General features: G+C 60.5%; 19 protein-coding genes. 5 read left to right on the top strand and 14 right to left on the bottom strand.

Annotated features, from left to right (window positions below; all coding sequences use genetic code 11):
• Together N018_RS21140 and cra are read right to left on the bottom strand one after the other, a co-directional pair.
• Positions 1–840: a TatD family hydrolase gene (locus N018_RS21140; protein ID WP_051476182.1), complete on the bottom strand. Its 840-nt coding sequence runs from the start codon at positions 838–840 to the stop codon at positions 1–3.
• On the bottom strand, positions 797–1,792 hold the full coding sequence (gene cra, locus N018_RS21135) for a catabolite repressor/activator (RefSeq protein ID WP_025390674.1): 996 nt from the start codon (positions 1,790–1,792) through the stop codon (positions 797–799). The genes N018_RS21140 and cra overlap by 44 nt, the downstream gene beginning before the upstream one ends.
• Before the next feature lie 342 nt (positions 1,793–2,134).
• Between cra and ptsP the strand changes: the two genes are divergently transcribed.
• From ptsP to N018_RS21120, 3 genes are read left to right on the top strand one after another with little or no spacing between them, the layout of a single operon-like run.
• Positions 2,135–5,002: a phosphoenolpyruvate--protein phosphotransferase gene (ptsP, locus tag N018_RS21130; RefSeq protein ID WP_025390673.1), complete on the top strand. Its 2,868-nt coding sequence runs from the start codon at positions 2,135–2,137 to the stop codon at positions 5,000–5,002.
• Complete coding sequence (pfkB, locus tag N018_RS21125) at positions 5,002–5,943, top strand: 1-phosphofructokinase (protein WP_024645187.1); 942 nt, start codon at positions 5,002–5,004, stop codon at positions 5,941–5,943. The genes ptsP and pfkB overlap by 1 nt, the downstream gene beginning before the upstream one ends.
• A gap of 12 nt (positions 5,944–5,955) precedes the next feature.
• Complete coding sequence (locus tag N018_RS21120) at positions 5,956–7,698, top strand: PTS fructose-like transporter subunit IIB (RefSeq protein WP_025390672.1); 1,743 nt, start codon at positions 5,956–5,958, stop codon at positions 7,696–7,698.
• Between the two features lie 11 nt (positions 7,699–7,709).
• On the opposite strand, the gene N018_RS21115 is transcribed toward N018_RS21120, so the two are convergent.
• The 12 genes from N018_RS21115 to dksA all read right to left on the bottom strand — a co-directional run bounded on the left by N018_RS21115 (position 7,710) and on the right by dksA (position 22,732).
• Positions 7,710–8,888, bottom strand: coding sequence for an acetyl-CoA C-acetyltransferase (locus tag N018_RS21115; RefSeq protein WP_025390671.1), 1,179 nt, complete (start codon positions 8,886–8,888; stop codon positions 7,710–7,712).
• 107 nt (positions 8,889–8,995) lie between these two features.
• Positions 8,996–9,862: an oxygenase MpaB family protein gene (locus N018_RS21110; RefSeq protein ID WP_024645184.1), complete on the bottom strand. Its 867-nt coding sequence runs from the start codon at positions 9,860–9,862 to the stop codon at positions 8,996–8,998.
• A 216-nt stretch (positions 9,863–10,078) separates the two neighbouring features.
• Complete coding sequence (gene pgi / locus N018_RS21105) at positions 10,079–11,743, bottom strand: glucose-6-phosphate isomerase (RefSeq protein ID WP_025390670.1); 1,665 nt, start codon at positions 11,741–11,743, stop codon at positions 10,079–10,081.
• Positions 11,744–11,993: 250 nt separating this feature from the next.
• A complete protein-coding gene (panC, locus tag N018_RS21100; protein WP_025390669.1) occupies positions 11,994–12,845 on the bottom strand; it encodes a pantoate--beta-alanine ligase in 852 nt (283 codons plus the stop codon).
• Positions 12,842–13,642 (bottom strand): 3-methyl-2-oxobutanoate hydroxymethyltransferase, encoded by an 801-nt coding sequence (panB, locus tag N018_RS21095; RefSeq protein WP_024646914.1) that lies wholly within the window; start codon positions 13,640–13,642, stop codon positions 12,842–12,844. Before panB ends, panC begins: the two co-directional genes overlap by 4 nt.
• Before the next feature lie 228 nt (positions 13,643–13,870).
• A complete protein-coding gene (gene folK / locus N018_RS21090; protein WP_024646913.1) occupies positions 13,871–14,377 on the bottom strand; it encodes a 2-amino-4-hydroxy-6-hydroxymethyldihydropteridine diphosphokinase in 507 nt (168 codons plus the stop codon).
• Positions 14,370–15,773 carry a polynucleotide adenylyltransferase PcnB gene (locus N018_RS21085; protein ID WP_025390668.1) on the bottom strand — a complete coding sequence of 468 codons (1,404 nt, stop codon included), beginning with the start codon at positions 15,771–15,773 and terminating at the stop codon, positions 14,370–14,372. The genes folK and N018_RS21085 overlap by 8 nt, the downstream gene beginning before the upstream one ends.
• Before the next feature lie 736 nt (positions 15,774–16,509).
• The gene (locus tag N018_RS21080) at positions 16,510–17,943 is read right to left on the bottom strand and encodes a sigma-54-dependent transcriptional regulator (RefSeq protein WP_025390667.1); all 1,434 of its coding nucleotides are present in this window, start codon (positions 17,941–17,943) and stop codon (positions 16,510–16,512) included.
• 22 nt (positions 17,944–17,965) lie between these two features.
• A complete protein-coding gene (locus tag N018_RS21075; RefSeq protein WP_025390666.1) occupies positions 17,966–20,920 on the bottom strand; it encodes a sensor histidine kinase in 2,955 nt (984 codons plus the stop codon).
• Complete coding sequence (locus N018_RS21070; RefSeq protein WP_002552060.1) at positions 20,904–21,080, bottom strand: hypothetical protein; 177 nt, start codon at positions 21,078–21,080, stop codon at positions 20,904–20,906. Before N018_RS21070 ends, N018_RS21075 begins: the two co-directional genes overlap by 17 nt.
• Positions 21,081–21,178: 98 nt before the next feature.
• Positions 21,179–22,066 (bottom strand): tRNA glutamyl-Q(34) synthetase GluQRS, encoded by an 888-nt coding sequence (gene gluQRS, locus N018_RS21065; protein ID WP_025390665.1) that lies wholly within the window; start codon positions 22,064–22,066, stop codon positions 21,179–21,181.
• 225 nt (positions 22,067–22,291) lie between these two features.
• The gene (gene dksA, locus N018_RS21060) at positions 22,292–22,732 is read right to left on the bottom strand and encodes an RNA polymerase-binding protein DksA (protein WP_024646908.1); all 441 of its coding nucleotides are present in this window, start codon (positions 22,730–22,732) and stop codon (positions 22,292–22,294) included.
• 349 nt (positions 22,733–23,081) lie between these two features.
• Between dksA and N018_RS21055 the strand changes: the two genes are divergently transcribed.
• A complete protein-coding gene (locus N018_RS21055) occupies positions 23,082–24,254 on the top strand; it encodes a pyridoxal phosphate-dependent aminotransferase (protein WP_025390664.1) in 1,173 nt (390 codons plus the stop codon).
• Positions 24,254–24,967: a DNA/RNA nuclease SfsA gene (sfsA, locus tag N018_RS21050; RefSeq protein WP_025390663.1), complete on the top strand. Its 714-nt coding sequence runs from the start codon at positions 24,254–24,256 to the stop codon at positions 24,965–24,967. Before N018_RS21055 ends, sfsA begins: the two co-directional genes overlap by 1 nt.
• The last annotated feature ends 5 nt before the right edge of the window (positions 24,968–24,972 follow it).

The following is a 24,972-nucleotide window of genomic DNA, read 5'->3' as shown; positions in this document are numbered from 1 at the left end:
TCAGCCAGTAACGGTTTGAGGCCAGCCGAACAGCTCGCAAGCGTTGCGCGTGCTGGCCTCGGCGAGCTGTTCCGGGCTGATGTTCATCAAGCCCGCCAGCGCCTGGCAGATATCAGGCAGATGCTGCGGGCTGTTGCGCTGGTTGGGGTACATGACAGGCGCCATGTCCGGCGAGTCGGTCTCCAGCACGACACTGTCCAGCGGCAGGTCAGCAATCACCCGATGCATGCGCAGTGCTTGTGGCCAGGTTGCTGCGCCGCCCAGACCGAGTTTGAAACCCAGCTTGATATATTCCCGCGCCTCTTCACGGCTGCCCGCAAAGGCATGAATGACGCCGCAACGCTTTAGCCTGTGACGCTTGAGGGTGGCGATCACGTCCGCGTGGCTACGCCGCACATGCAGCAAGGCGGGCAGGTCGAAATCGGCAGCCAGTTGCAACTGCGCGTCGAAAACTGCCTGTTGACGCGACTTGTCCAGGTGATCGAGGTAGTAATCGAGGCCAATCTCGCCCACTGCACATAGCTGCGGATGACCTTTCAGGCGAGTCAGCCAGTCGCCCAGCTCGGTAAGGTGCTCGGCGCGGTGCTCGTCGATATACACCGGATGCAGCCCGAACGCCGCATGCAGGGCAGGGTTGGCAACCGTCAGGTCCCATAATCGCTGCCAGTTGCGCTGATAGACCCCCAGCACCACCATGCGCTGCACGCCGAGTGCCTGACTGTGTTGCAGGACGTGCTCACGGTCGGCATCGAACCCTGGAAAGTCCAGATGGGTGTGGGTGTCGATCAGTTGCACATCAGGCCTCGTGAATGCGTTGCTTGAACGCCCGCACGATGGCATGCACGCCGGGCTGGTAGTCATCTTTCTCGATAGCGGCAAGGGCAAGTTGCAGCGCCTTGTCGGCGATCAACTGATGTTGCTGGGCCATGGCATTGATCGGCAACGGCAGGAAATCCAGCAACTGGGTATCACCGAAGGTGCCCAGATGCAGCTGGATGGAATTCAGCGCCTGACTTTGCAGTACGTCGAACACACCTTGCAGCAGCACGTAGGAGGTGGTGATCAGCGCGTCGGGAAAATGCCCGTCGCGTTGCAGTATTTCGGTCATCAGGCGTTGCCCGCACTGGCGGCTGAACGCTTCGCCATGCTCGATAGCCGAGGTCCCGGTGAAACCTTCCAGGGCGTGTTCGAAACCGGCGGCACGCGCCCGGCTGATGCTCAGCTCGGGGCGAGCGCCGAGCAGCGCGATATGCCGTGGGCTGGTCTGTAACAAGCTGCGGGTAAGCTGCAGGCTGGCGTCATGGTCGTCGCTGACCACCGAACAGAAAAACGCGGGGTTCATCTCCCGGTCGATGGCGATGATGGGCATGCCCTTGAGCTGCAAGTCCCGATAGCTCTCATCGCCGGGCGGCAGGCAACTGGCGACCAGCAGGGCATCACAGCGCCGCGCACGAAAAAGCTGCAACAGTTGCAGTTCGCTGACCGGGTCATCGTCGGAGCTGGCAATCAGCAGCTGATAGCCAAGGCGGCGAGCGCCTTGCTCCAGCAGCTTGGCAATGCGTGCGTAGCTGGGGTTCTCCAGGTCTGGAAGAATGAAGCCCAGTGTTTTGCTGTGCCGACTGCGCAGGCCTGCTGCTTGAGGGTTGGGTCGGAAGTTGTGCTGCTCGACGACTGCCTTGACGCGCTCTACCGTTGCCGGACTGATGCGCTGTTGTTCGGCCTTGCCGTTGATCACATAGCTGGCCGTGGTCACGGAAACACCCGCCAGACGTGCAATATCGCTCAGTTTCACCCCGGAATTTCCTTTAATAAGGTGCGTGGATCAGGAAAGTCGAATTATTTTTTGATGTGACAATGATCTTTACACCAGACAGTAGGAAATTCCCAAGTACTTCAAGTATTTTGGGAAGTCTCCTACACCGATTTTGCGGCTGGGCTTCAATGAATCCGCAGAATCGAGTAACGTGCCGTGCAATTATAGATTAAACGATTCAGCACGCCTGTTGTCTGCTGCAATCCAGATGAAAGTGATGTCCGATAGGTGTCGCTTTATTTTCCTACGCTGTCGATCACCCATGATCGTCATTAAAACAAGAATCAGGTGGCGCCTTGGCGCCGCACAGGAGTCAAGGCAATGCTCGAACTTACTCTGGAGCAAATATCCATGGCGCAGTCGGCCGTGGATAAGACTGCCGCACTTAAGCTGCTTGCTGACCACCTGGTCGCCGATGGTCTGGTAGCGGAAGGCTATCTTACTGGGTTGATGAACCGTGAGCAGCAAGGCTCGACTTTTTTGGGTCAGGGCATCGCCATCCCGCACGGTACCCCCGAAACCCGCGACCTGGTGTTTACCACAGGCGTGCGTCTGATGCAGTTCCCTGAAGGCGTGGATTGGGGCAACGGCCAGATCGTCTACCTGGCGATCGGTATCGCAGCCAAATCCGATGAGCATTTACGTCTGTTGCAACTGCTGACCCGCGCGCTGGGTGAAGAGGATCTCGGCCCGGCGCTGCGTGAGGCGAAAACCCCTGAAGACCTGCTGCAGCTGTTGCAGGGTGCGCCGCAGGAACTGGCGCTCGACGCACAGATGATCAGCCTCGGCGTATCGGCCGACGATTTTGAAGAGCTTGTATGGCGCGGCGCACGTCTGCTGCGCAAGGCCGATTGTGTAAGCAACGGTTTCGCCGCCGTACTTCAGCAGGTCGAAGCGCTGTCGCTGGGTGATGGCCTGTGGTGGCTGCACAGTGAGCAGACCGTGAAGCGCCCCGGTCTGGCATTCGTTACGCCCGACAAACCGATTCGTTATCTGGGCCAGCCACTGACGGGTCTGTTCTGTCTGGCCAGTCTGGGTGAGGCGCATCAGGCATTGCTTGAGCGTCTGTGTCTGTTGCTGATCGAAGGTCGCGGCCATGAGCTGGGCCATGCCACCAATAGCCGTGTGGTGCTCGAAGCGCTGGGGGGTGAGTTGCCTGCCGAATGGCCGACCCGCCAGATTCAATTGGCTAACGCCCATGGCCTGCATGCACGCCCGGCCAAGATCCTGGCGCAACTGGCCAAAGAGTTCGACGGCGAGATCCGCATGCGCGTGCTGGAGACCGGCGAGGCTGCGGTGTCGGCCAAGAGCCTGAGCAAGCTGCTCAGCCTCGGCGCTCGCCGTGGCCAGACGCTGGAATTCATCGCCGAACCGTCGATTGCTGCCGATGCATTGCCTGCGCTTGTCGCTGCGGTAGAGCAGGGGCTTGGCGAAGAAGTCGAACCGTTGCCTGCCGTCTCCGAGCCTCAGGCAAAGCCGATTGCTGCGACCGTCGCCAAGTCGGCGAACGTGCCGGCTGCGGGCAGTGTGTTGCAGGGGGTCTCTGCGTCGCCCGGCATCGCTGTTGGCCCGGCGCACGTGCAAGTGTTGCAGACCTTCGATTACCCGCAAAAGGGCGAATCGGTCGCCGCCGAGCGCGAGCGTCTGCACAACGCCATCGGCGAAGTGCGTCGCGACATTGAAAACCTGATTCAACGCAGCAAGTCCAAGGCCATCCGCGAAATCTTCATCACCCACCAGGAGATGCTTGACGACCCGGAACTGACCGGCGAGGTCGAGCAGCGTCTGAACGATAATGAGAGCGCGGCTGCGGCGTGGACGGCGGTTATCGAAGCGGCTGCCGTTCAGCAGGAGCAGTTGAAAGATGCGCTGCTGGCCGAGCGTGCTGCCGACCTGCGCGACGTAGGTCGCCGCGTGCTGGCGCAGATCTGTGGCGTTGAAACCGTCGCCGCGCCAGACGAGCCTTACATTCTGGTAATGGACGAAGTCGGGCCTTCCGACGTCGCGCGCCTTGATCCGGCGCAGGTTGCGGGCATTCTGACCGCTCGCGGCGGCGCGACCGCGCACAGCGCCATTGTGGCCCGTGCGCTGGGCATTCCCGCGCTGGTCGGTGCCGGTGACGACGTGTTGCTGCTCAAGCCCGGAACGGTGCTGCTGCTCGACAGCCAGCGCGGCCGCCTTACGGTTGCGCCTGACGAGGCGACCTTGCAGCGTGCGGTCCAGGACCGCGATGCCCGCGAGGAGCGCCTCAAGGCCGCCGCGGCCGCGCGCATGGAGCCCGCCGTGACACGCGACGGCCACGCCGTGGAAGTTTTCGCCAACATTGGCGACAGCACAGGCACTCCGGCTGCCGTGGAGCAGGGCGCAGAAGGCGTCGGCCTGCTGCGCACTGAATTGCTGTTTATGGCGCATTCCCAGGCACCCGACGAAGCGACTCAGGAAGCTGAATATCGCCGCGTCCTTACCGACCTCGGCGGGCGTCCGCTGGTGGTGCGCACTCTTGATGTCGGCGGCGACAAGCCATTGCCTTACTGGCCGATCGACAAGGAAGAAAACCCGTTTCTCGGGGTTCGCGGTATCCGCCTGACCCTGCAGCGTCCGGACGTCATGGAAAGCCAGCTTCGCGCGTTGTTGCGTTCGGCCGAAAGTGGCCCGTTGCGCATCATGTTCCCGATGATCGGCACCCTTGAAGAATGGCGTCAGGCGCGCGACATGACCCAGCGTCTGCGCGAAGAGATTCCGGTCAGCGATCTGCAACTGGGGATCATGATCGAAGTGCCGTCGGCTGCCTTGATTGCGCCGGTACTGGCCAAGGAAGTGGACTTCTTCAGCATCGGCACCAATGACCTGACCCAATACACCATGGCCATCGACCGCGGTCACCCGACGCTGTCGGCGCAGGCGGACGGGCTACACCCTTCGGTGCTGCAACTGATCGACATGACCGTTCGTGCCGCGCATGCCAACGGCAAGTGGGTGGGCGTCTGCGGCGAACTGGCGGCTGATCCGCTTGCTGTACCGATTCTGGTCGGGCTGGGCGTGGATGAATTGAGTGTGTCGGCGCGCAGCATTGGCGAGGTCAAGGCCTGCGTTCGTGAACTGACCCTGAGCACTGCTCAGCAACTGGCGCAAACCGCGCTGACGGCGGGCAGCGCTGCCGAAGTCCGTGCGCTTGTGGAGGCTTTGTAATGGCGAAGATTCTTACCCTGACCATGAACCCGGCGCTGGACCTGACCGTGCAGTTGGGGCAGATGGAACTGGGGCAGGTCAATCGCAGCAATGCGATGCTGACCCATGCCGCAGGCAAAGGGCTCAACGTGGCGCAGGTGCTGGCTGACCTCGGCCATGAGCTGACCGTTGCCGGTTTCCTCGGTGTCGACAACCAGCAAGCGTTCGAAGCGTTGTTCGAGCGACGCAACTTTGTCGACGAGTTCGTGCGTGTGCCGGGCGAAACCCGCAGCAACATCAAGCTGGCCGAAGGCAGTGGCCGGATCACCGACCTGAACGGCCCAGGCCCGCAGGTCAGTGAAGAGGCCCAGCAAGCCCTGTTTGCGCGCGTTCAGCAGATCGCAGCGGGTTTCGATGTGGTGGTGGTGGCGGGCAGTCTGCCGCGTGGCGTCACTCCCGAGTGGTTGCAGAAGCTGCTGCTGATGCTCAAGGACCTTGGTCTGAAAGTGGCGCTGGACAGCAGTGGTCTGGCCTTGCGGGCCGGTCTTGCGGCCGGGCCGTGGCTGATCAAGCCCAACACCGAAGAGCTGGCCGAAGCCCTTGACGCGCCGATCATTTCCATTGACGCACAAGCCGAAGCCGCCGCTCGTCTGCACGCTCAGGGCATCGAGCATGTGGTGATCTCTCAGGGCTCCGAAGGCGTGCACTGGTTCAGCCCGAACCTGGCGCTGCATTCGCTGCCGCCCAAGGTCACCGTTGCCAGCACCGTGGGTGCCGGCGATTCGCTGCTGGCGGGCATGGTTCACGGCCTTATCGGCGGTCACGATCCACAGAAAACCCTGCGCACGGCCACGGCAATCGCTGCCATGGCCGTGACCCAGATCGGTTTCGGCATCACCGATGCCGCCCAACTCAAACGGCTTGAAGGCGGCGTCACTGTGCGCAGCCTGACAGAACAATAAGAGAGGATCGTCATGAAGTTAGCCATAGTTACGGCCTGCCCGAACGGCAAGGTCAGCAGCGTACTCAGCGCACGATTGCTCGAAGCGGCCGCACTGCGCCAGGGCTGGGAAACCAGCGTCGAAATCATCGACCCCAACAAGGCCGATCAGCAGCTGTCGCCTGAGGATATCCAGGCCGCTGATCTGGTGCTGGTGGTCAATACCGGTCCGGTGGACCTGAGCCGCTTCGTCGGCAAGCGCGTGCTTCAAGACTCGCCCGCGCACGCGTTGCAGGATGTCGATGGCTTTTTGCAGCGTGCGGTAAAAGAAGCGCAGGTGCATGTAGCGTCGCAGGCGGATGCTGCTGACGGTGCCAGCAGTGCCGGTGCGCAACCGCGCATTGTGGCCATCACGGCCTGCCCGACCGGCGTCGCTCACACGTTCATGGCCGCCGAGGCGATTCAGCAGGCTGCCAAGCGTCTGAACTACGATCTGCAAGTCGAGACCCAAGGCTCGGTCGGCGCACGCAATCCGCTCAGTGCTCAGGCGATTGCCGACGCCGACGTGGTGTTGCTGGCCGCCGATATCGAGGTCAACACGGATCGTTTTGCCGGCAAGAAAATCTACCGTTGCGGTACCGGGATTGCGCTGAAGCAGTCCGAAGCCACCCTGAAAAAAGCATTGGCCGAAGGGCAGGTCGAGTCCGATTCGGCGACTGCCAAATCGCCGGCCCGACAAGAGAAGACCGGGGTCTACAAGCATTTGCTGACCGGCGTGTCGTTCATGCTGCCGATGGTGGTTGCCGGTGGTTTGCTGATCGCGCTGTCGTTCGTATTCGGCATTACCGCGTTCAAGGAGCCGGGCACACTGGCTGCGGCATTGATGCAGATTGGCGGTGAAGCCGCGTTCAAACTGATGGTGCCATTGCTGGCCGGTTACATCGCTTATTCCATCGCTGACCGCCCGGGCCTGGCGCCGGGGATGATCGGTGGTTTGCTGGCGAGCACGCTGGGCGCTGGTTTCATCGGCGGTATCATTGCCGGTTTTCTGGCCGGTTACAGCGCCGCAGCGATCAATCGCTACGCCCGTCTGCCTGCCAGCGTCGAAGCGCTCAAGCCGATTCTGATCATTCCGTTGCTGTCGAGCCTGTTCACCGGTCTGGTGATGATCTACGTGGTCGGCAAGCCGGTAGCCGGGATGCTCGAAGCGCTAACCCACTTCCTCGACAGCATGGGCACCACCAACGCGATTCTGTTGGGCGTGGTGCTGGGCGCAATGATGTGCGTCGACCTCGGCGGGCCGATCAACAAGGCGTCTTACGCGTTCTCGGTCGGTTTGCTGGCCTCGCAAAGCTACGCACCGATGGCCACTGCCATGGCTGCCGGTATGGTGCCGCCCATTGGGATGGGCATTGCCACGATCCTGGCCCGTCGCAAGTTCGCTCAGAGCGAACGTGAAGCGGGCAAGGCAGCGTTTGTGCTGGGGCTGTGCTTTATTTCGGAGGGTGCCATTCCATTCGCTGCCAAAGACCCGCTAAGGGTGATTCCGGCCAGCGTGGTCGGCGGTGCGCTGACGGGTGCTTTGTCGATGTACTTCGGCTGCAAGCTGATGGCGCCACACGGCGGCCTGTTCGTGATGCTGATCCCGAACGCCATCAATCACGCGCTGCTGTATCTGCTGGCGATCATTGCGGGCAGTCTGCTGACCGGCGTGGTGTATGCGCTGATCAAGCGGCCGGAGCCCGCCGAGATGGAAGTGGCGCCCGCAGGCGCCTGATCTGGACGCCCTCAGCGCGCCAGCGCGAGGGCAACCCCCTGGCCACCACCGATGCACAGCGTGGCCAGACCTTTTTTCGCATCCCGCCTGATCATCTCGTGCAGCAGCGTTACCAGCACGCGGCAGCCTGATGCGCCAATCGGGTGGCCGATAGCAATGGCTCCGCCGTTGACGTTGAGCTTCTCCGGGTCCAGCCCCAGTTCCTTGCCCACCGACAGAGATTGCGCGGCAAATGCTTCGTTGGCTTCGATGAGGTCCAGTTCGTCCAGTGCCCAACCAGCCTTGTCCAGGCAGCGGCGAGTGGCGCTGACCGGGCCGATGCCCATGATCGCCGGGTCCACGCCGGCGTTGGCATAAGCAGCAACGCGTGCCAGCACTGGCAGTCCCAGTTGTTCTGCTTTGGCAGCGCTCATCAGCATCACTGCGGCAGCGCCGTCGTTGAGTGACGAGGCGTTACCGGCCGTGACCGTGCCGTCCTTTTTGAATGCAGGTTTGAGTTTGCCCAGGGTTTCGGCCGTGGTACCGGCACGAGGTTGCTCATCGACCGCGAAGGACACCGGGTCGCCCTTGCGCTGAGGAATCAGGATCGGGGTGATCTCGTCGGCAAAGCGCCCGGCTTCGATGGCGGCAATCGCTTTCTGCTGAGAATGCGCGGCGAAGGCATCCTGTGCCTCGCGACTGATGTCGTATTGCTGCGCCAGGTTTTCTGCGGTGATGCCCATGTGGTAATCGTTGAATGCGTCCCACAGACCGTCACTGATCATCGTGTCGACCATGGTTGCGTGGCCCATGCGCAGGCCGGTTCGCGCGCCGGGCATGACGTAGTTGGACAGGCTCATGTTCTCCTGGCCGCCGGCGATGATGATGTCAGCGTCGCCACAGCGAATCGCCTGAGCGGCCAGATGCAGGGCTTTGAGTCCCGAGCCGCACACCTTGTTGAGGGTCATGGCCGGGACCGAGAAGGGCAGGCCTGCCTTGATGGCGGCTTGTCGCGCAGGGTTCTGCCCGGCGCCAGCGGTGAGTACCTGGCCCATGATGACTTCATCGACGTGCGCGCCATCCACACCGGTCTGCGCAAGCAGCTGGCGAATGACCGCAGCACCCAGATCGACCGCTGGAATGGCCGCCAGTGAGCCCTGGAAACTGCCCACGGCGGTGCGGGTGGCGGCAACGATAACGACGTCTTGCATGGCGCTGATCCTCATTGTTATTGAGGGCTCATGGTGGCACAGATAGGGATGCCGGTTCCAACCGCGAACCGCTCAGTCACGTTTTACGGCTGGCCTGCACCTATTGCTCAAAGGCCCATGCGGCGGTTTGCACGTTGCGCCGATCCGTCCCGCACCGCCCAGCGCAGTATCGGCGCGGTGCTGTTGACGCCGAGGCGGATAATCCGGCGCTGCAACGGGCTTTGCGTGACGTCGAGCATTGCGCTGGCCCAGTCCGGCAGCAGGTCGAGACCGGCGCGCATCATCAATACGCCGAAGGGCTTGGCGAGCCAGTTGGGTGCAGGCGCATCGAGCAGCAGGCGCAGCACTTCGCGGCTGCGCTCGTCACAGACCAGTTGCCCGCGAATGGCTGCCAGATAGTCGTCGATTGCCTGCCGCGAATGCGGGACGTTGCGAGCGCCCAGACGTTCGGCGATCAGAGCGGTTTCGGCGTAATACAGGTCCTGATCGGCCAGTGACAGCGCCGGATTGTGGTAGCGCAAATGCGCCGCAAGGAAGCTGCTGACCTCAGCGACGTGTACCCAGGTCAGCAGGTCCGGGTCGCTGGCGGCGTAAGGACGACCGTCAGGCGCCGTGCCGGTGACTTTCAGGTGAATGGTGCGCACCTTGTCGATCAGCCAGTTGGCATCCTGTGTGGCGCCATAGGTGGTGCCGGACAAAAACTGCCCGGTACGTCGCAGACGGCCGAGCATGTCCTGGCGAAAGTTGGAATGATCCCAGATTCCCGCCAATGCCAGCGGATGCAGCACTTGCAGCATCAAGGCGCTGATGCCGCCGACCAGCATGCTGGTGAAATCACCATGCACCGTCCAGCACACCGCCTGCGGGCCGAACAGGCCGGGATCACCTTTGGGGTTTTCCAGATCCAGCTGACCGAGCGCAAGGCCGGTGAGGCTAATGACCTGGGTTTCGATGCGGGTACGGATGAATTCCATGTCGGGCTCGTGCATCGGGGCGGGACGTGAATAAAACTGACTGAAGCTCATGCCAAGCGCGCAGCGCTCATCGTGATGCACAAATCCAACTGATTATCGTGCCGATGCTCCGCGTCGGCATGCAGTTCTGGACGCTTTGCGTCCTCTTTGTGACGCAGAGCGTCATGAACAGCATTCCCACGCGAGCGTGGGAACGATATTCATGAACGGGAAAAATCAGCCGCGGTGACGGCCGCGGAAGTAGTTGATCAGGCCTTGGGTCGAGGCATCGTCGGCCGGTTCTTCGGTGCCGCCGGTCAGACGCTGGTACACCGCCTTGCCCATTTCCTTGCCCAGTTCCACACCCCATTGGTCAAACGCGTTGGTGCCCCAGATCACGCTCTGCACGAACACCTTGTGTTCATACATTGCCACTAGCGCGCCCAAGCGACGCGGGCTGATGCGTTCTACCACCAGCGTGTTGCTCGGACGGTTGCCGGGGATGACTTTGTGCGGCGCCAGTTTCTGCACCTCGTCCTCGCCCATGCCCTTGTCACGCAACTCGGCTTCGGCTTCGGCGCGGGTCTTGCCCATCATCAAGGCCTGGCTCTGCGACAGGCAGTTGGCGTACAGCCACTGGTGGTGGTCGGCAACCGGGTTGAAGCTGACGATCGGCACAATGAAGTCGGCCGGGATCATCTGTGTGCCTTGATGCAGCAACTGGTGATAAGCGTGCTGACCGTTGGCGCCCACGCCGCCCCAGATCACTGGTCCGGTGTCGGTTAACGCGGGTGTGCCGTCCTGGCGTACGCTCTTGCCGTTGGATTCCATGTCCAACTGTTGCAAGTGCTTTGTGATGTTGCGCAGGTAATGGTCATACGGCAGGATTGCGTGGCTCTGAGCACCCCAGAAATTGCCGTACCAGACACCGAGCAGCGCCAGCAATACCGGCATGTTCTGCTCGAACGGTGCGCTCTGGAAATGCTGGTCCATGGTGTAGGCACCGGACAGCAGTTCCTTGAAGTTGGACATGCCGATGGCCAGCGCGATAGGCAGACCGATGGCCGACCACAGCGAGTAGCGACCGCCGACCCAGTCCCACATCGGGAAAATGTTTTCTTCGCGAATGCCGAACGCGATCGCAGCGGCGTTGTTGCTGGAGACCGCGATGAAGTGGCGATGCAGTTCCTGCTCCGAGCCGCCCTGAGCCAGATACCAGGCGCGTGCAGCCTGGGCGTTCTTCAGGGTTTCCAGCGTGTTGAAAGACTTCGACGAGACGATGAACAGCGTCGTCTCGGCGCGGATCTTCATCGACAGCTCGTGGAACTCACTGCCATCGATGTTCGCTAGGTAATGGCAACGTACACCTTTGTGCGCGTAGGCCACCAGGGCTTCTGAAACCAGCTCCGGACCCAGGAACGAGCCACCGATGCCGATGTTCACCACGTCGGTGATCGGCTTTTCGGTGTAACCGCGCCATAGACCATCGTGGATGCGACCAACCAGCTCGGTCATCTGGTTGAGCACACGATGGACGTCAGGCATCACGTCGACGCCATTGACTTTCAGCTTGTCACCAACCGGACGGCGCAGCGCGGTGTGCAGTGCCGGGCGACCTTCGGATGAGTTGACCAGCTCGCCATCGTACTGCGCCTTGATCGCGTCCTTGAGGCCCACTTCGCCAGCCAGGCTGACCAGCAGGTCACGGGTCTCGGTGGTGATCAGGTTTTTGGAGTAATCGAGAAACAGACCGGCGCTGCTGAGCGTGAACTGGCTGAAGCGCTGCGGGTCGGCATTGAAGGCCTCGCGCATGCTGAAGTCCTGCATGTCTTGGCGGTGTTTGTTCAATGCCTGCCAAGCGGGCAGAGCGGTCACATCGGAAGGATTGCGGTAGTACGCCATCGCTGCGGGTTTCCTTTAACGGGTTCGATCCTGGAATTTTTAGAGCGAGGTTGCAAGCTGTCTCACTGGCTATACGTCGCAGACTACCCTTCACGTACCTGTTTGTCTGCGCCTCGTCCTACCTGACCCCGGTACTTTTTCGCACGTAAGGAACCGGGGTTTTCACTCAAATACTGTCTATTGCGCTTCGGGCAACCTGTACCGGTATGGCATTTCAGGTGCGGCTTAGTTCATTGACCGGTGCATCCCTTCAGCTGCTGGTCAGGTGCAGATTGTCGATCAGTCGGGTCTTGCCCATAAACGCAGCGGCGAGAATCACCACATCACGGTCCTGCGCCGTCGCCGGACGCAGGCTGTCGGTTTCGCAGATTTCCAGGTAGTCGATCCGGAAACCGGCAGCTTCCAGTTGCTGCTTTTTGCCGGTCAGCAGCGTGTCGAAGTCCTGCTCGCCTGCGCGCAGGGCGTCGGCTATCTGGCGAAGGGCTTGATACAGCGCAGGCGCAGCAGCACGTTGCTCTTCGTTCAGGTAGCCGTTGCGCGATGAAAGCGCCAGGCCATCGTCAGCGCGTACAGTGGGTTCGCCAATGATCTGGATCGGCATGTTCAGATCGCGAACCATGGCACGAATGACGGCCAGTTGCTGAAAGTCTTTTTCGCCGAAAATCGCCAGATCAGGCTGCACCATATTGAACAGCTTGCTGACCACGGTGGCGACGCCCTCGAAATGGCCGGGACGGCTGGCACCGCACAAGCCTTGCGACAGGTGCGGAACGCTGACGATGGTCTGGCTGGCCGTGCCGTGCGGGTACATTTCTTCGACGCTGGGTGTGAATAGCAGATTACAGCCGGCCTGCAGCAGTTTTTCCTGATCGGCAGCCAGTGTGCGAGGGTAGGTCGCGAGGTCTTCCCTTGGGCCGAACTGCAACGGATTGACGAAGATGGTCGCGACCACGAAATCGGCACGTTGAGCGGCCTTGGCGACCAGAGCGGCATGCCCGCTGTGCAGGTTGCCCATGGTCGGCGTCAAGGCGATCCGCTTGCCTTCGCCGCGTGCGCGCGCAATCACCGCACGCAGTTCCTGGACAGTTTTGACTGTGTTCATGCAGAGAATCCGTGTTCAATGGCCGGAAAGCTGACGTCTTTGACGGCGGTAACGTAGGCCTGAATGGCGGACTGGATATCGGGCTGACCGATCATGAAGTTCTTCACGAACTTGGGCACACGCCCGCTGATGGACAGGCCTAGCATATCGTGTAGCACCAGCACCTGGCCGTCAGTGGCGCTGCCTGCGCCGATGCCGATCACCGGGATTTTTACGGCCTGGGTGATTTCTTCGGCCAGTTCGCTCGGCACGCACTCCAGCAGGATCATCGCCGCACCCGCCTGTTCCAGAGTGATGGCGTCGGCGCGCATCTGCCGTGCCTGGGCTTCCAGACGACCCTGAACCTTGTAGCCGCCCAGCACGTTGACTGACTGCGGCGTCAGGCCCATGTGGGCGCAGACCGGGATTCCGCGTTCGGCCAGCAGGCGAATGGATTCGCCGAGCCAGGCAGCGCCTTCGACCTTGATCATGTGCGCACCGGCCTGCATCAGCGTGGTGCTGTTGATGAACGTCTGTTCCAGCGTGGCGTTGGCCATGAACGGCAGGTCGGCGAGTATCAGCGCGCCCGCATTGCCGCGTTTGACGCAGGCAACGTGGTAGGCCGTCTCGGCGGTGGTGACGGGCAGCGTACTATCGTGACCTTGCAGGACCATGCCCAGCGAGTCGCCTATCAGCAGCACTTCGACACCGGCCTGGCAGGCTGTGTGAGCGAAGGTTGCGTCGTAGCAGGTCAGCATGGTGATCTTTTCACCCTTTTGCTTCATGTCCAGCAGCGACGTAACGGTTATGTTCGGCATGTAAAGTCCTCCATCAGGCGCTGTAAAGAAACGTATTCAGCGCGTGAGAGTCATTCTGGAAAAGCAGGCACACCGTCGTGTCGCGGTGTTTTGCAAAGGCCTGTTTCGCACCCGTTCGCCAGTGGCCAGGCGGCGGGAGGCCTATCTTCGTGAGGAGGGGGCGTTAAGTCAATTGCGGGTGTTACCTGTATGCAGGATCGGTTACACGGGTGAGGTAACAGGCTAAAGCTACGCAGCGCCAGACAAGCGTTCCAGGCCGGTAAACGGACAATCGTCGAGCAACTGATTCAATTCGCGGCCATCCGCCAGAATCAGGTCGGGAGCCAATTCTGCCAGCGGGTACAGCACGAACGCTCGGGCGTGCAGGTGGTAATGCGGCACTTTGAGGCGGGGCTCGTCGATAAGGCGCTCGCCGAACAGCAGGATATCGAGGTCCAGCGTGCGCGGCCCCCAGCGTTCGTGGCGCTCACGGCCCTGATCCCGTTCGATGGCTTGCAGCGCATCGAGCAGTGCCAAGGGTGGCAGAGATGTGTCCAGCGCTGCGACAGCGTTGGTAAAGCGCGGCTGGCCCGGCAGTAACGAGTCGCTGACATAGAAAGACGACACGCCAGCCAGCTCGCAATCGGGCAGTTGCGCCAGCGCCTTGAGCGCGTTGCGCAACTGCCCGGCCGGGTCAGCGAGGTTGCTGCCCAGGCCGATGTACACGCGTTCACCGGTCAACAGCGGTTCATTCACCGCTTTGCGTCTCGCCGCTGGTGCGCTTGCGCTTGGCACCGCTGGTACGACGACGTTTGCGCGGCGCAGTGCCTGCGGCTTCCGGCTTGTTGCTCAGGTCACGAATCATGTCGCGGCGTTCGCTTTCGTTGCAATCCTGATAGTCGGTCCACCATTGACCGAGACCATCAGTCTGCTCGCCCGCGCTTTCACGCAGCAGCAGGAAGTCGTAACCGGCACGGAAGCGCGAATTATCCAGCAGCAGGTCGGCGCGTTTGCCGGAGCGACGTGGCAGGCGTTCCTGCATGTCCCAGATTTCGCGGATCGGCAGCGTGAAACGCTTCGGGATCGCGATGCGCTGGCATTGTTCGATGATCAGTTCGTGAGCAGCGTCCTGCATGGCCGCAATCGGCGGCATGCCACGCTCCTGCGCACGCAGCACTTTGGCCGGCAGCGCAGGCCAGAGCAGGGCGGCAAACAGGAACGCCGGTGTGACCGGTTTGTTCTGCTTGATGCGCAGGTCGGTATTGAGCAGGGCACTGCTGATCAGTGTATGGGTATACGTCGGGTTGTATTCCAGCGCCTTGGAACTGGCCGGGAACAACGGATCAAACAGTTCCAGGTCGACCAGCATTTCAAAGGTCGGCGCGGCGTATCCGGAGAGGAACAGTTTGAGCACTTCTTCGAACAGACGCGCCGAAGGAATATCACGCAGCATCGGCGCCAGTGCGCGGATCGGCTGGGCGCTGTGCTTCTCGATACCGAAATCCAGCTTGGCGGCGAAGCGTACCGCGCGCAGCATGCGCACCGGGTCTTCCTTATAGCGTTGTTCCGGATCGCCAATCAGGCGGATCAGGCGATTACGGATGTCGTGCACGCCGTTGGCGTAATCCAGAACACGCTCGCTGACCGGATCGTAATACAGCGCATTAATCGTGAAGTCGCGACGCTGGGCGTCCTCTTCGAGCGTACCGTATACGTTGTCACGCAGGATGCGGCCGCTTTCATTACGCGAAGACTGATTGCTGTCCTCTTCTTCGTCATCCTGAGGATGATTGGCGCGGAACGTCGCGACTTCGATGATTTCGCGACCGAAGTGGATATGCACCAGTTTGAACCGGCGGCCAATGATCCGCGCATTGCGGAATTCGGCCCTTACCTGTTCTGGCGTGGCGCTGGTGGCGACGTCGAAATCCTTGGGCGTGATGTTGAGCATCATGTCGCGTACGCAGCCACCGACCAGATAGGCCTGGTAACCAGCGTTTTGCAGGCGCTCGACAATATTGACGGCATAGCGGCTGAACTGGCCGCGCTGCAGCGAGTGCTGGCCGCTGTTGAGCACCTCAGGCGTGGTACGCGTGTGTTGCTGCGGTTTGCGCAATGGGGAACGAAATGACTGGAACAACTTCTTCAGCATGGGATGCACTGTTTGAAGGAATATTCGGCCAAAAACGGGGAATGACCGCATGATGGGTCGGGATTCTAGCATTTAGTCGAGGGATGGTGTAGGAAGCTGTCGCGGAAGGAACAAACTATGGCCTGGAGCCATGTCTCAAGAGCCGGTTTCACTTTTAGCCTGGAAGCTACTGGGGGAGCCGAAGCTCCCCCAAAGTGTGTGCTCTTTATTGTTGTTTTCTGTTAGGGCTTCTTGTTTTTGTTGAGTGCCCATTCACGAGACTTGCGTCTGTGAAGCCTCCCAATCGGGAGTCAAGAGCAAACGGATTGCTTTGGTCGCTGCGTTGCAATGATCATTCGATCCAACCAGTTCAGGCGCTACCTAAGGGTAGTTTTTGTTGTTCTCAGCCTGGTCGCGGGGTAAGCCCCAAATACAACTCCTCTCCAAAAGAATCAGTTAGCTGCGCCTCCGCCGTGTTGTTCTTGTTATGCGTGAGTCGATTCGTATTGTTTTTATTATGGGTGCCGTACTGCTTGTTGTTGTTCTTGTATCAGACATATTGCAGATGCTGTGCCAACTTTTGCGAAGGCCCGGTAATCGGGGCTTCGCGAGCAACGAGCGGAATTTGTCGGCGCAAACGGGCATAAAAAAGCCGGGCCTGCGTTACCGTAAGACCCGGCTTTTGTTACGTGAAGTATTGGCGGTAACAGTTTCTGTGTCGCCCTGTGCGCCGCATGCCAGAGCCCCGCGCAGGGTTTCAGGTTTCGCTGGCCACACCCTTGCGGCGCGGGATGCCCAAACGCTGGCGACGCTCCCACAGGCACTTGCGACTGACGCCCAGCTTGCGCGCCAGTTCGGTTTCGGTCATGTGGTCCTGGTGTTCCAGAACGAAGTGCTGGAAGTAGTCTTCCAGCGAAAGGTCTTCGCTCGGCTCGCTGCCGGTGGTGTTCGAGGAACCGGGCAGTGGGGCCATGCCCATGTACTCGTCGTCATCGAGACCGTCCAGTTCGATGTCGATGCCCAGCAGGTCGGCGGTAATGTCCGGGTTTTCGCAAAGGATCACCGAGCGCTCGACGGCGTTTTCCAGTTCGCGTACGTTGCCCGGCCAGCTGTAATGACGGATGGCCTGTTCGGCGTCCGGGGCAAACTTCAGGTCGTCACGGCCAACCTTGGCGCTTTGCCGCACCAGAAACGCCTGGGCAATTTCCAGTACATCGCTGCCACGTTCGCGCAACGCCGGCAGCTTGAGGGCGATAACGTGCAGACGGTAAAACAGGTCTTCACGGAATTCGCCATTCTTGGCCAGGGTCTTGAGGTCTCGGTGTGTTGCAGCAATCAGGCGCACATCGACCTTCTGTGACTGCACCGAACCGACACGCCGGATTTCGCCTTCCTGCAGGACGCGCAGCAGGCGCGCCTGGGCTTCCAGTGGCAGTTCGCCGATCTCGTCGAGAAACAGGGTCCCGCCGTCTGCCGCTTCGACCAGCCCGGCACGACCGGCGCTGGCTCCGGTGAATGCGCCTTTCTCGTGACCGAACAGTTCGGACTCGATCAGCGATTCAGGGATCGCTGCGCAGTTGACCGAAATCATCGGTGCCTTGGCACGGCGTGAAAGGTTGTGCAGTGCACGGGCGACCAGTTCCTTGCCCGTACCGGATTCACCCTGAACCAGAACGTTGGAGTCGGTCGGCGCCACTTTGCGGATCTTGCTGTAAAGATCGAGCATCGGCGGGCAGGAGCCGATGATGCCGATCTCGCCACTGGCGTTCTGCGAGGTGACTTTTTCGGCGCCGTTCACCTTACTCATGGCGCTGCGTTCGGCTTGCAGGCTCTTCACGGTCTGGCGATCCCGCAGAATACGCGAGACAGCCTGGAGCATTTCGTCGTGATCGAAAGGTTTGGCGATGTAATCCACCGCGCCCATCTTCATCGAGTCGACGGCCGAGCGCAGGCTTGCGTAACTGGTCATGATCAGCACCGGTTTACCTTCGCCCAGCTTTATCAGTTCGGTGCCGGGTGCGCCTGGCAGACGCAGGTCGCTGACAATCAAATCAAATGATGGAATGCTGAAACGTTCCTGAGCTTCCTGAACGGAGCCCGCTTCACTGACCTCATACTGATTGCGTTCAAGCAGACGACGCAGGGCTGAGCGGATAATCGTTTCGTCTTCGACGATCAAAATATGCGGCATTGATTCAGTTCTCTCGACGGTCTCAGTTCGCGGTGGACGTCGCGTCGACATGGCGTGGCAAGGTCACCCGAATTCGAGTGCCACGCTGTTGCTCGGGGTCGGCCGGGCTGTCGATAGTGATCTGTCCATAATGCTCTTCAACGATGGAATAGACCAGCGCAAGGCCAAGTCCGGTTCCTTCGCCAGGCTCCTTGGTGGTAAAAAATGGCTCGAACAAACGGTCCATGATTGCCTTTGAAATTCCGCTGCCTTCGTCTTCGACGATGAGGTCGACAGTGTGCTCGGATACTTCGCTCTTGACCCTGACTGCGCTGCCCGCAGGGGACGCGTCGCGTGCGTTGGAGAGCAGGTTGATCAGGACCTGCGCAAGGCGCTGCGGATCACCGACGGCCCAGTGTTCGGGGTTGCACAGGTTGTAGAAGTGTACTTCGAAATTGCGCCGGTTCAGCGCCAGCAGACCAATAGCATCCTGGGCCACTTCGGCCAGACAGACGGCCTCGTCGCTGTGCTGATGAGCACCCGCGTGGGCGAAGCTCATCAGCGACTGGACGATCCGCGATACGCGCTTGGTCTGTTCAAGGATCTGGCTGCTGATTTCCTTCAGTTCGCCGTCTTCTTCGCGTTCTTCACGCAGGTTTTGCGCAAGGCAGGCGATGCCGGTGATCGGGTTGCCGATCTCATGCGCCACGCCGGCAGCCAGGCGTCCGATGCTGGCCAGTCGTTCGGAATGCACCAGCTTGTCTTCAAGCATCTGGGTATCGGTCAGGTCTTCAACCAGCACTACCAGGCCACTGTTACCGGGTGCGAGCGGTTCATTGATGGCCGCCTTGTGCAGGTTGAGCCAGCGGGTCTGTCCGTCCAGACCGAGTTTCTGTTTGTGCAAATGCTCGTCCGGCACGCTGGTGAAACCAGTCAGCAACCCTTTCCATGGTTCCGCGATGGTGTCCAGGCGTGAGCCGACGACACGTTGCGCAACAATTCCGGTGAGCTCTTCCATCGCCCGGTTCCACATCAATATTTCCTGATCTTCGGCCAGTGAACACACGCCCATGGGCAGTTCCTGCAACGTCTGCCGGTGGTAGCGGCGCAGGGCATCGAGTTCGGCGGCAAGCCCGGTCAGGCGCGAGTGGTAGTCCTCAAGCCGGCTTTCGATAAAGTGAATGTCTTCGGTAACGTATTTTTCGCTGCCGGACTTGTAGGGCAGGAAGGTTTCCACCATGTCCTGCGCAACACTGGGGCCCATCAAGCCCGACAGGTTGGCTTCGATCCGGTCGCGCAGGCGGCGTAGCGCATAAGGACGGCGCTCGTCGAAGGGCAGGTAAAGATCACGCAACGCCTGTTCGACTTCTTTCTGCGCGGCTTTCGCGCCGAGGGGCTTGGCCAGTTGCGTGGCGAATTCCTGCGGTGACACCGCATGCAGTTCGCGGCGTTGCGGGCGGCTCACGTTATCAACTGCGCAGGCCTCGGCGGCACTGACTTCTTCAGGGCTGGCGTTGGTGAACAGCGAAATCAGGGTGAACAGCAACACGTTGGCCGCCAGCGAAGCAATCGCTGCCATGTGCCAACTGGTGTCGTCCAGTACGTAGATCATGTTCAGCCAAGGGATATAAAAGCCCTGCAGGTTGCCGATCAGCGGCAGCAGCATGCTGACCACCCACACGCAAATCCCGGCCAGCAGGCCAGCAATGAAACCGCGCCGGTTGGCGGTCGGCCAGTACAGCACTGACAGTACGCCGGGCAGAAATTGCAGGGTCGCGACGAAGGCGACGATGCCCAGGTTGGCCAGATCCTGCTGGGCACCCAGCATCAGATAGAAGGCGTAGCCCAGGGCGATGATTGCCACGATCAGCCCGCGCCGGGTCCATTTCAGCCAGCGATAGATATTGCCTTCGGCCGGTGGCTGGTAAAGCGGCAGCACCAGATGGTTGAGTGCCATGCCGGACAGCGCCAGTGTGGTGACAATGATCAGCCCGCTGGCTGCCGAGAGGCCTCCGATGTAGGCAAGCAGAGCCAGCGACTTGCTGTTGGCGGCGATGCCGATTCCAAGGGTGAAATATTCCGGACTGGTGGTGGCGCCTAGCTTGAGCCCGGCCCACAAAATCAGCGGCACGGCCAGGCTGATCAACAGTAAAAACAGCGGCAGCCCCCAACTGGCGCTGACCAGCGAGCGCGGATTGAGGTTTTCCGTGAAGGTCATGTGATACATGTGCGGCATGACGATGGCCGAGGCGAAGAACACCAGCAGCAGGGTGCGCCAGGGCCCTTCCTGCAAGGGCGTGTGCAGCGAGGCGAGGGCGGTCTGATTCTGCAGCAGCCATAATTCAAGCTGTTGCGGGCCGTCGAACACGCCGTACAAGGCATAAAGGCCGACACCCCCCAGCGCGATCAGCTTGATCAGCGACTCGAATGCAATGGCGAACACCAGACCTTCATGCTTCTCGCGGGTCGCGATATGCCGCGAGCCAAAGAAGATGGTGAACAGGGTGATCAATGCGCAAAAGGCAATGGCGACCCGGTCCTGCACCGGTTCACGGGTCAGGATACTGATGGAGTCAGCCACTGCCTGAATCTGCAAGGCGAGTAACGGCAACACGCCAATCAGCATGAAAATGGTGGTCAGCGCGCCGGCCCAGGTGCTGCGAAAACGGAAGGCGAACAGGTCGGCCAGCGATGACAGTTGGTAGGTGCGGGTAATCTTGAGAATAGGGTAAAGCAGCACCGGCGCCAGCAGGAATGCGCCGGAAACGCCGAGGTAACTGGACAGAAAGCCGTAGCCGTATTTGTAGGCCAGCCCGACAGTGCCGTAAAACGCCCAGGCACTGGCGTACACGCCGAGTGAAAGGGTGTAGGTCAGAGGATGGCGAATGATCCAGCGCGGAATCAGGCCGCGCTCGCTGACCCAGGCCACGCCGAACAGCAGCAGCAGGTAGGCGGCGCTGACCAGCAGCATCTGCGTCAGACTAAAGCTCATCGGCATCTCGCTGGCTCTGCAGAATGAACGTCACCACGATCAGGATCAGCCACAGCATGTACGGCCGATACCAGGCGCCGGTTGCGTCGATCCACCAGTCCATGATGGCCGGGGAGAACAGGTAGATGCCTACCACCAGAAGCAAAACCAACCGGTATATGTACATCTGGTCTCCCTGCGCTGGTAGATGAGGAGCGGCATGTTAACGGATGCCGGATAACCTGCAAGCATCCATAAGTCGCAGTTTTCGGCGACCGCTCTGGATCAGTCTATCCGGGCTTCTTCAATCGTGCGCAGCCTGGGGATCAGGTCGGCGTTCCAGTGCTCGATTCCCCAGGCGAGCACTTCCTTCGCGGTGCCCTCGGCCATGTGCGCTTCGACTGTCTGGCCCAGCGCGCGCAGGGCCCGCAGCAATAGCGGTGTTGCCTGGTCGGCCGGTAGCGGCGGGGAACGATAGGATTTGCCGAGCTTGTGACCGTCCGGCTGGGTGATCAACGGTACATGCAGGTAGCGCGGCTGAGGCAGGCCCAACAGTTCCTGCAGATATAAATGCCGAGGGGTCGAGTCCAGCAGATCGGCGCCGCGCACAATGTCGGTGATGCCTTGCCAGGCGTCATCGATGACCACCGCGAGCTGATAGGCGTAAAGCCCGTCACGCCTGCGAATCACGAAATCACCGCTCTCACGGCCCAGATGCATGCGAAAGATGCCCTGCGCCCGGTCTTCGAAACGGTATTCCAGCTCGGGTACACGAATGCGGATTGCCGCGTTGTCTGGTGCGTGTCCCGCATCGCGACAGAACCCCGGGTAAATACCCTGAAACGACTCAAGCTGCTTGCGCGAGCAGGTGCACGCGTACGCCAGGCCATGATTGAACCAGCGCTGGATGATTTCAGCATAGGCTTCATGACGCTCGCTCTGGCGGACCATCGCGCCGTCCCATTCGAAACCGTAACGCTCCAGGGTGTCGAGAATCGCCGTTTGTGCACCCGGCTCTTCGCGAGGCGGGTCGAGATCTTCCATGCGCAGCAACCACTGCCCACCCACCGCACGCGCATCCAGATACGACGCCAGCGCTGCGACCAGCGAGCCGAAATGCAGATAACCACTGGGAGTCGGCGCAAAGCGCCCGATATAGGTCGGTTTTTTCATGGCCGGGATGTTAAGGGCGGCGAGCGTGAGCGAGCAAGCGAAACGCAGCACCACGCGCAGTGCTCATCGTTATAGGCAAATCCGCTGTTGATTCTGGCGCAGCGCTTGCTCGCGAAGAGGCCGCTACAGACTCCAGAAATAGGGCACCTGGACTATCGTCGTGATTCAAGCAGGCACAAAAAAAGACGCCGAAGCGTCTTTTTTCAGTTCAAGGCCAACGTCAGGTCATTTGCCGACCTGTTTTTCCTTGATTTCTGCAAGCGTCTTGCAGTCGACGCACTGGTCAGCCGTTGGGCGTGCCTCAAGGCGGCGGATACCGATCTCAACGCCGCAGGATTCACACCAGCCATATTCCTCGTCCTTGATCAGTTGCAGCGTTTTGTCGATCTTCTTGATCAATTTGCGCTCGCGATCACGGGCACGAAGCTCAAGGCTGAACTCCTCTTCCTGGCTGGCACGGTCGGCCGGATCAGGGAAATTCGCAGCTTCGTCCTTCATGTGGTCAACCGTGCGGTCGACCTCTTTCATCAAGTCCTGCTTCCATTTGTTCAGGATTTTGGTGAAATGCAAGCGCATGGACTCGCCCATGTACTCTTCGCCCTTCGTTTGCACGTAGGGTTCAAAGCCGCTGATTGGCTTGCTTTGTTGGTTCTCTTGGGTGGGCATGTCTGGACCGCCTCTCACTCTTCTAATCCGTTGTGCAGGATTGTTCCATCACCGACACCGGTCGGCCCTGCAACTGCAAGCGGGCGAACTTACCAGATCAAATCGGAGTGCGCTACTCCCGGTTGTCGAGCATGATGGCGCAATTGGCCTACAAAGATGGCTCTTGCTAAACAGCCCTGCACATAAATGAACTCTAGCTGCTTCGCTCCGTCGTATTTATCTTTTGCCCGGCATCCGCCGACCCGTACAGGCAAGCCTGGAAAGGCACGGCAGTCGGGCGGTCGGGTAGAATCATGCCTCGCCGTCATGACAATCATGTTTTGCTCCCGCTTCACTATAAGGAAGACCCATGGCTCAGCCTTACAGCGCACGCAGTCGCGCCATCGAACCTTTTCATGTCATGGCGCTTCTGGCGCGGGCCAATGAATTACAGGCGGCGGGCCATGATGTCATCCACCTGGAAATCGGCGAACCCGACTTCACGACCGCTGAACCGATAATCAAGGCGGGACAGGCGGCGCTGGCAGATGGCAAAACTCGTTACACCGCCGCCCGTGGCCTGCCGCAACTGCGTGAAGCCATTGCTGGTTTTTATGCCCAGCGCTACAGGCTCGACATTGATCCGCAGCGCATTCTGGTCACCCCGGGTGGTTCGGGGGCCTTGTTGCTCGCCAGCAGTCTGTTGGTCGATCCAGGCAAGCATTGGTTGCTGGCCGATCCAGGCTACCCGTGCAATCGACATTTTCTGCGTCTGGTCGAAGGCGAAGCGCAACTGGTCCCGGTCGGGCCGCAGGAGCGTTATCAGCTTACGCCCGAATTGGTGGCTGCTCACTGGAATCAGAACAGCGTCGGAGCGTTGGTCGCATCGCCTGCCAACCCTACTGGCACGCTGTTGCAGCGTGGCGAGTTGGCAGCCTTGTCCGAGGCACTGAAGGCGCGTAACGGGCATTTTGTGGTGGACGAGATCTATCACGGTCTCACCTATGGTGTTGAAGCCAGCAGCGTTCTGGAGGTGGATAACGACGCCTTCGTGCTGAATAGTTTTTCAAAGTATTTCGGCATGACCGGATGGCGGCTGGGCTGGCTGGTTGCGCCACCCGATGCGGTGGCTGATCTGGAAAAGCTGGCGCAGAACCTCTACATCAGCGCACCGAGCATGGCGCAATATGCCGCGCTGGCCTGCTTCGAGCCACAGACGCTGGCAATCCTCGAGCAGCGCCGTGCCGAGTTCGGCCGCCGTCGGGACTTTCTGCTGCCTGCTTTGCGGGCGTTGGGTTTTGGCATCGCTGTCGAGCCGGAAGGTGCTTTTTATCTGTATGCCGACATTTCTGCGTTTGGCGGTGACGCCATCGCGTTTTGTCGGCATTTTCTGGAAACCGAGCATGTGGCCTTCACCCCGGGGCTGGACTTCGGTCGCCATCAGGCGGGGCATCATGTGCGCTTCGCCTACACGCAGAGCCTGCCGCGCCTGGAACAGGCCGTCGAGCGCATCACTCGCGGTCTGCGGAGCTGGAACGCCTGATGCGCTTTACTCCGGAACTTGAGCAAGGCCGCCTGCTGATTCGTTACAAGCGCTTTCTGGCTGATATCGAAACCGACAGCGGCGAAAGGCTGACCATTCATTGCCCCAACACCGGTTCGATGCTCAATTGCATGATGCCTGGCGGGCGAGTGTGGTTCAGTCGCTCGAATGACCCCAAACGCAAGCTGCCGGGCACTTGGGAAATCAGCGAAACGCCACAGGGTCGCCTGGCCTGCATCAATACCGGGCGCGCGAATACGCTGGTCGAGGAAGCTTTGCGCGCTGGCGTCATCAGCGAGCTCAACGGCTTTACCGCACTCAAGCGCGAGGTGGCCTATGGACAGGAAAAAAGCCGGGTGGACTTTCGCCTGGAATACCCGGATGGCTACCTGTACCTGGAAGTGAAGAGCGTCACCTTGGGGTTCGATGATTCTGCGGTGGCCGCGTTTCCCGATGCTGTCACCCAGCGGGGTGCACGGCACTTGCGGGAGCTTGCGACGCTGGCGCATGCAGGTGTGCGTGCCGTGTTGTTGTATTGCGTCAACCTGACCGGCGTCGATGCCGTGCGTCCGGCGAAGGAAATCGACCCTGCCTATGCATCTGCGTTGCGGGAAGCGGTCGACGCAGGTGTGCAGATTCTGGCGTATGGCGTGCAACTGACGCCGCAGCAGGTCTACATCGACCGACCTTTGACGGTGCAATGGCTGGACTAGGCGCG

Source organism: Pseudomonas syringae CC1557 (assembly GCF_000452705.1).
In the GTDB taxonomy this organism is placed as follows: Bacteria; Pseudomonadota; Gammaproteobacteria; order Pseudomonadales; family Pseudomonadaceae; genus Aquipseudomonas; species Aquipseudomonas syringae_F.
This window is presented reverse-complemented; position numbering and strand designations above follow the sequence as displayed.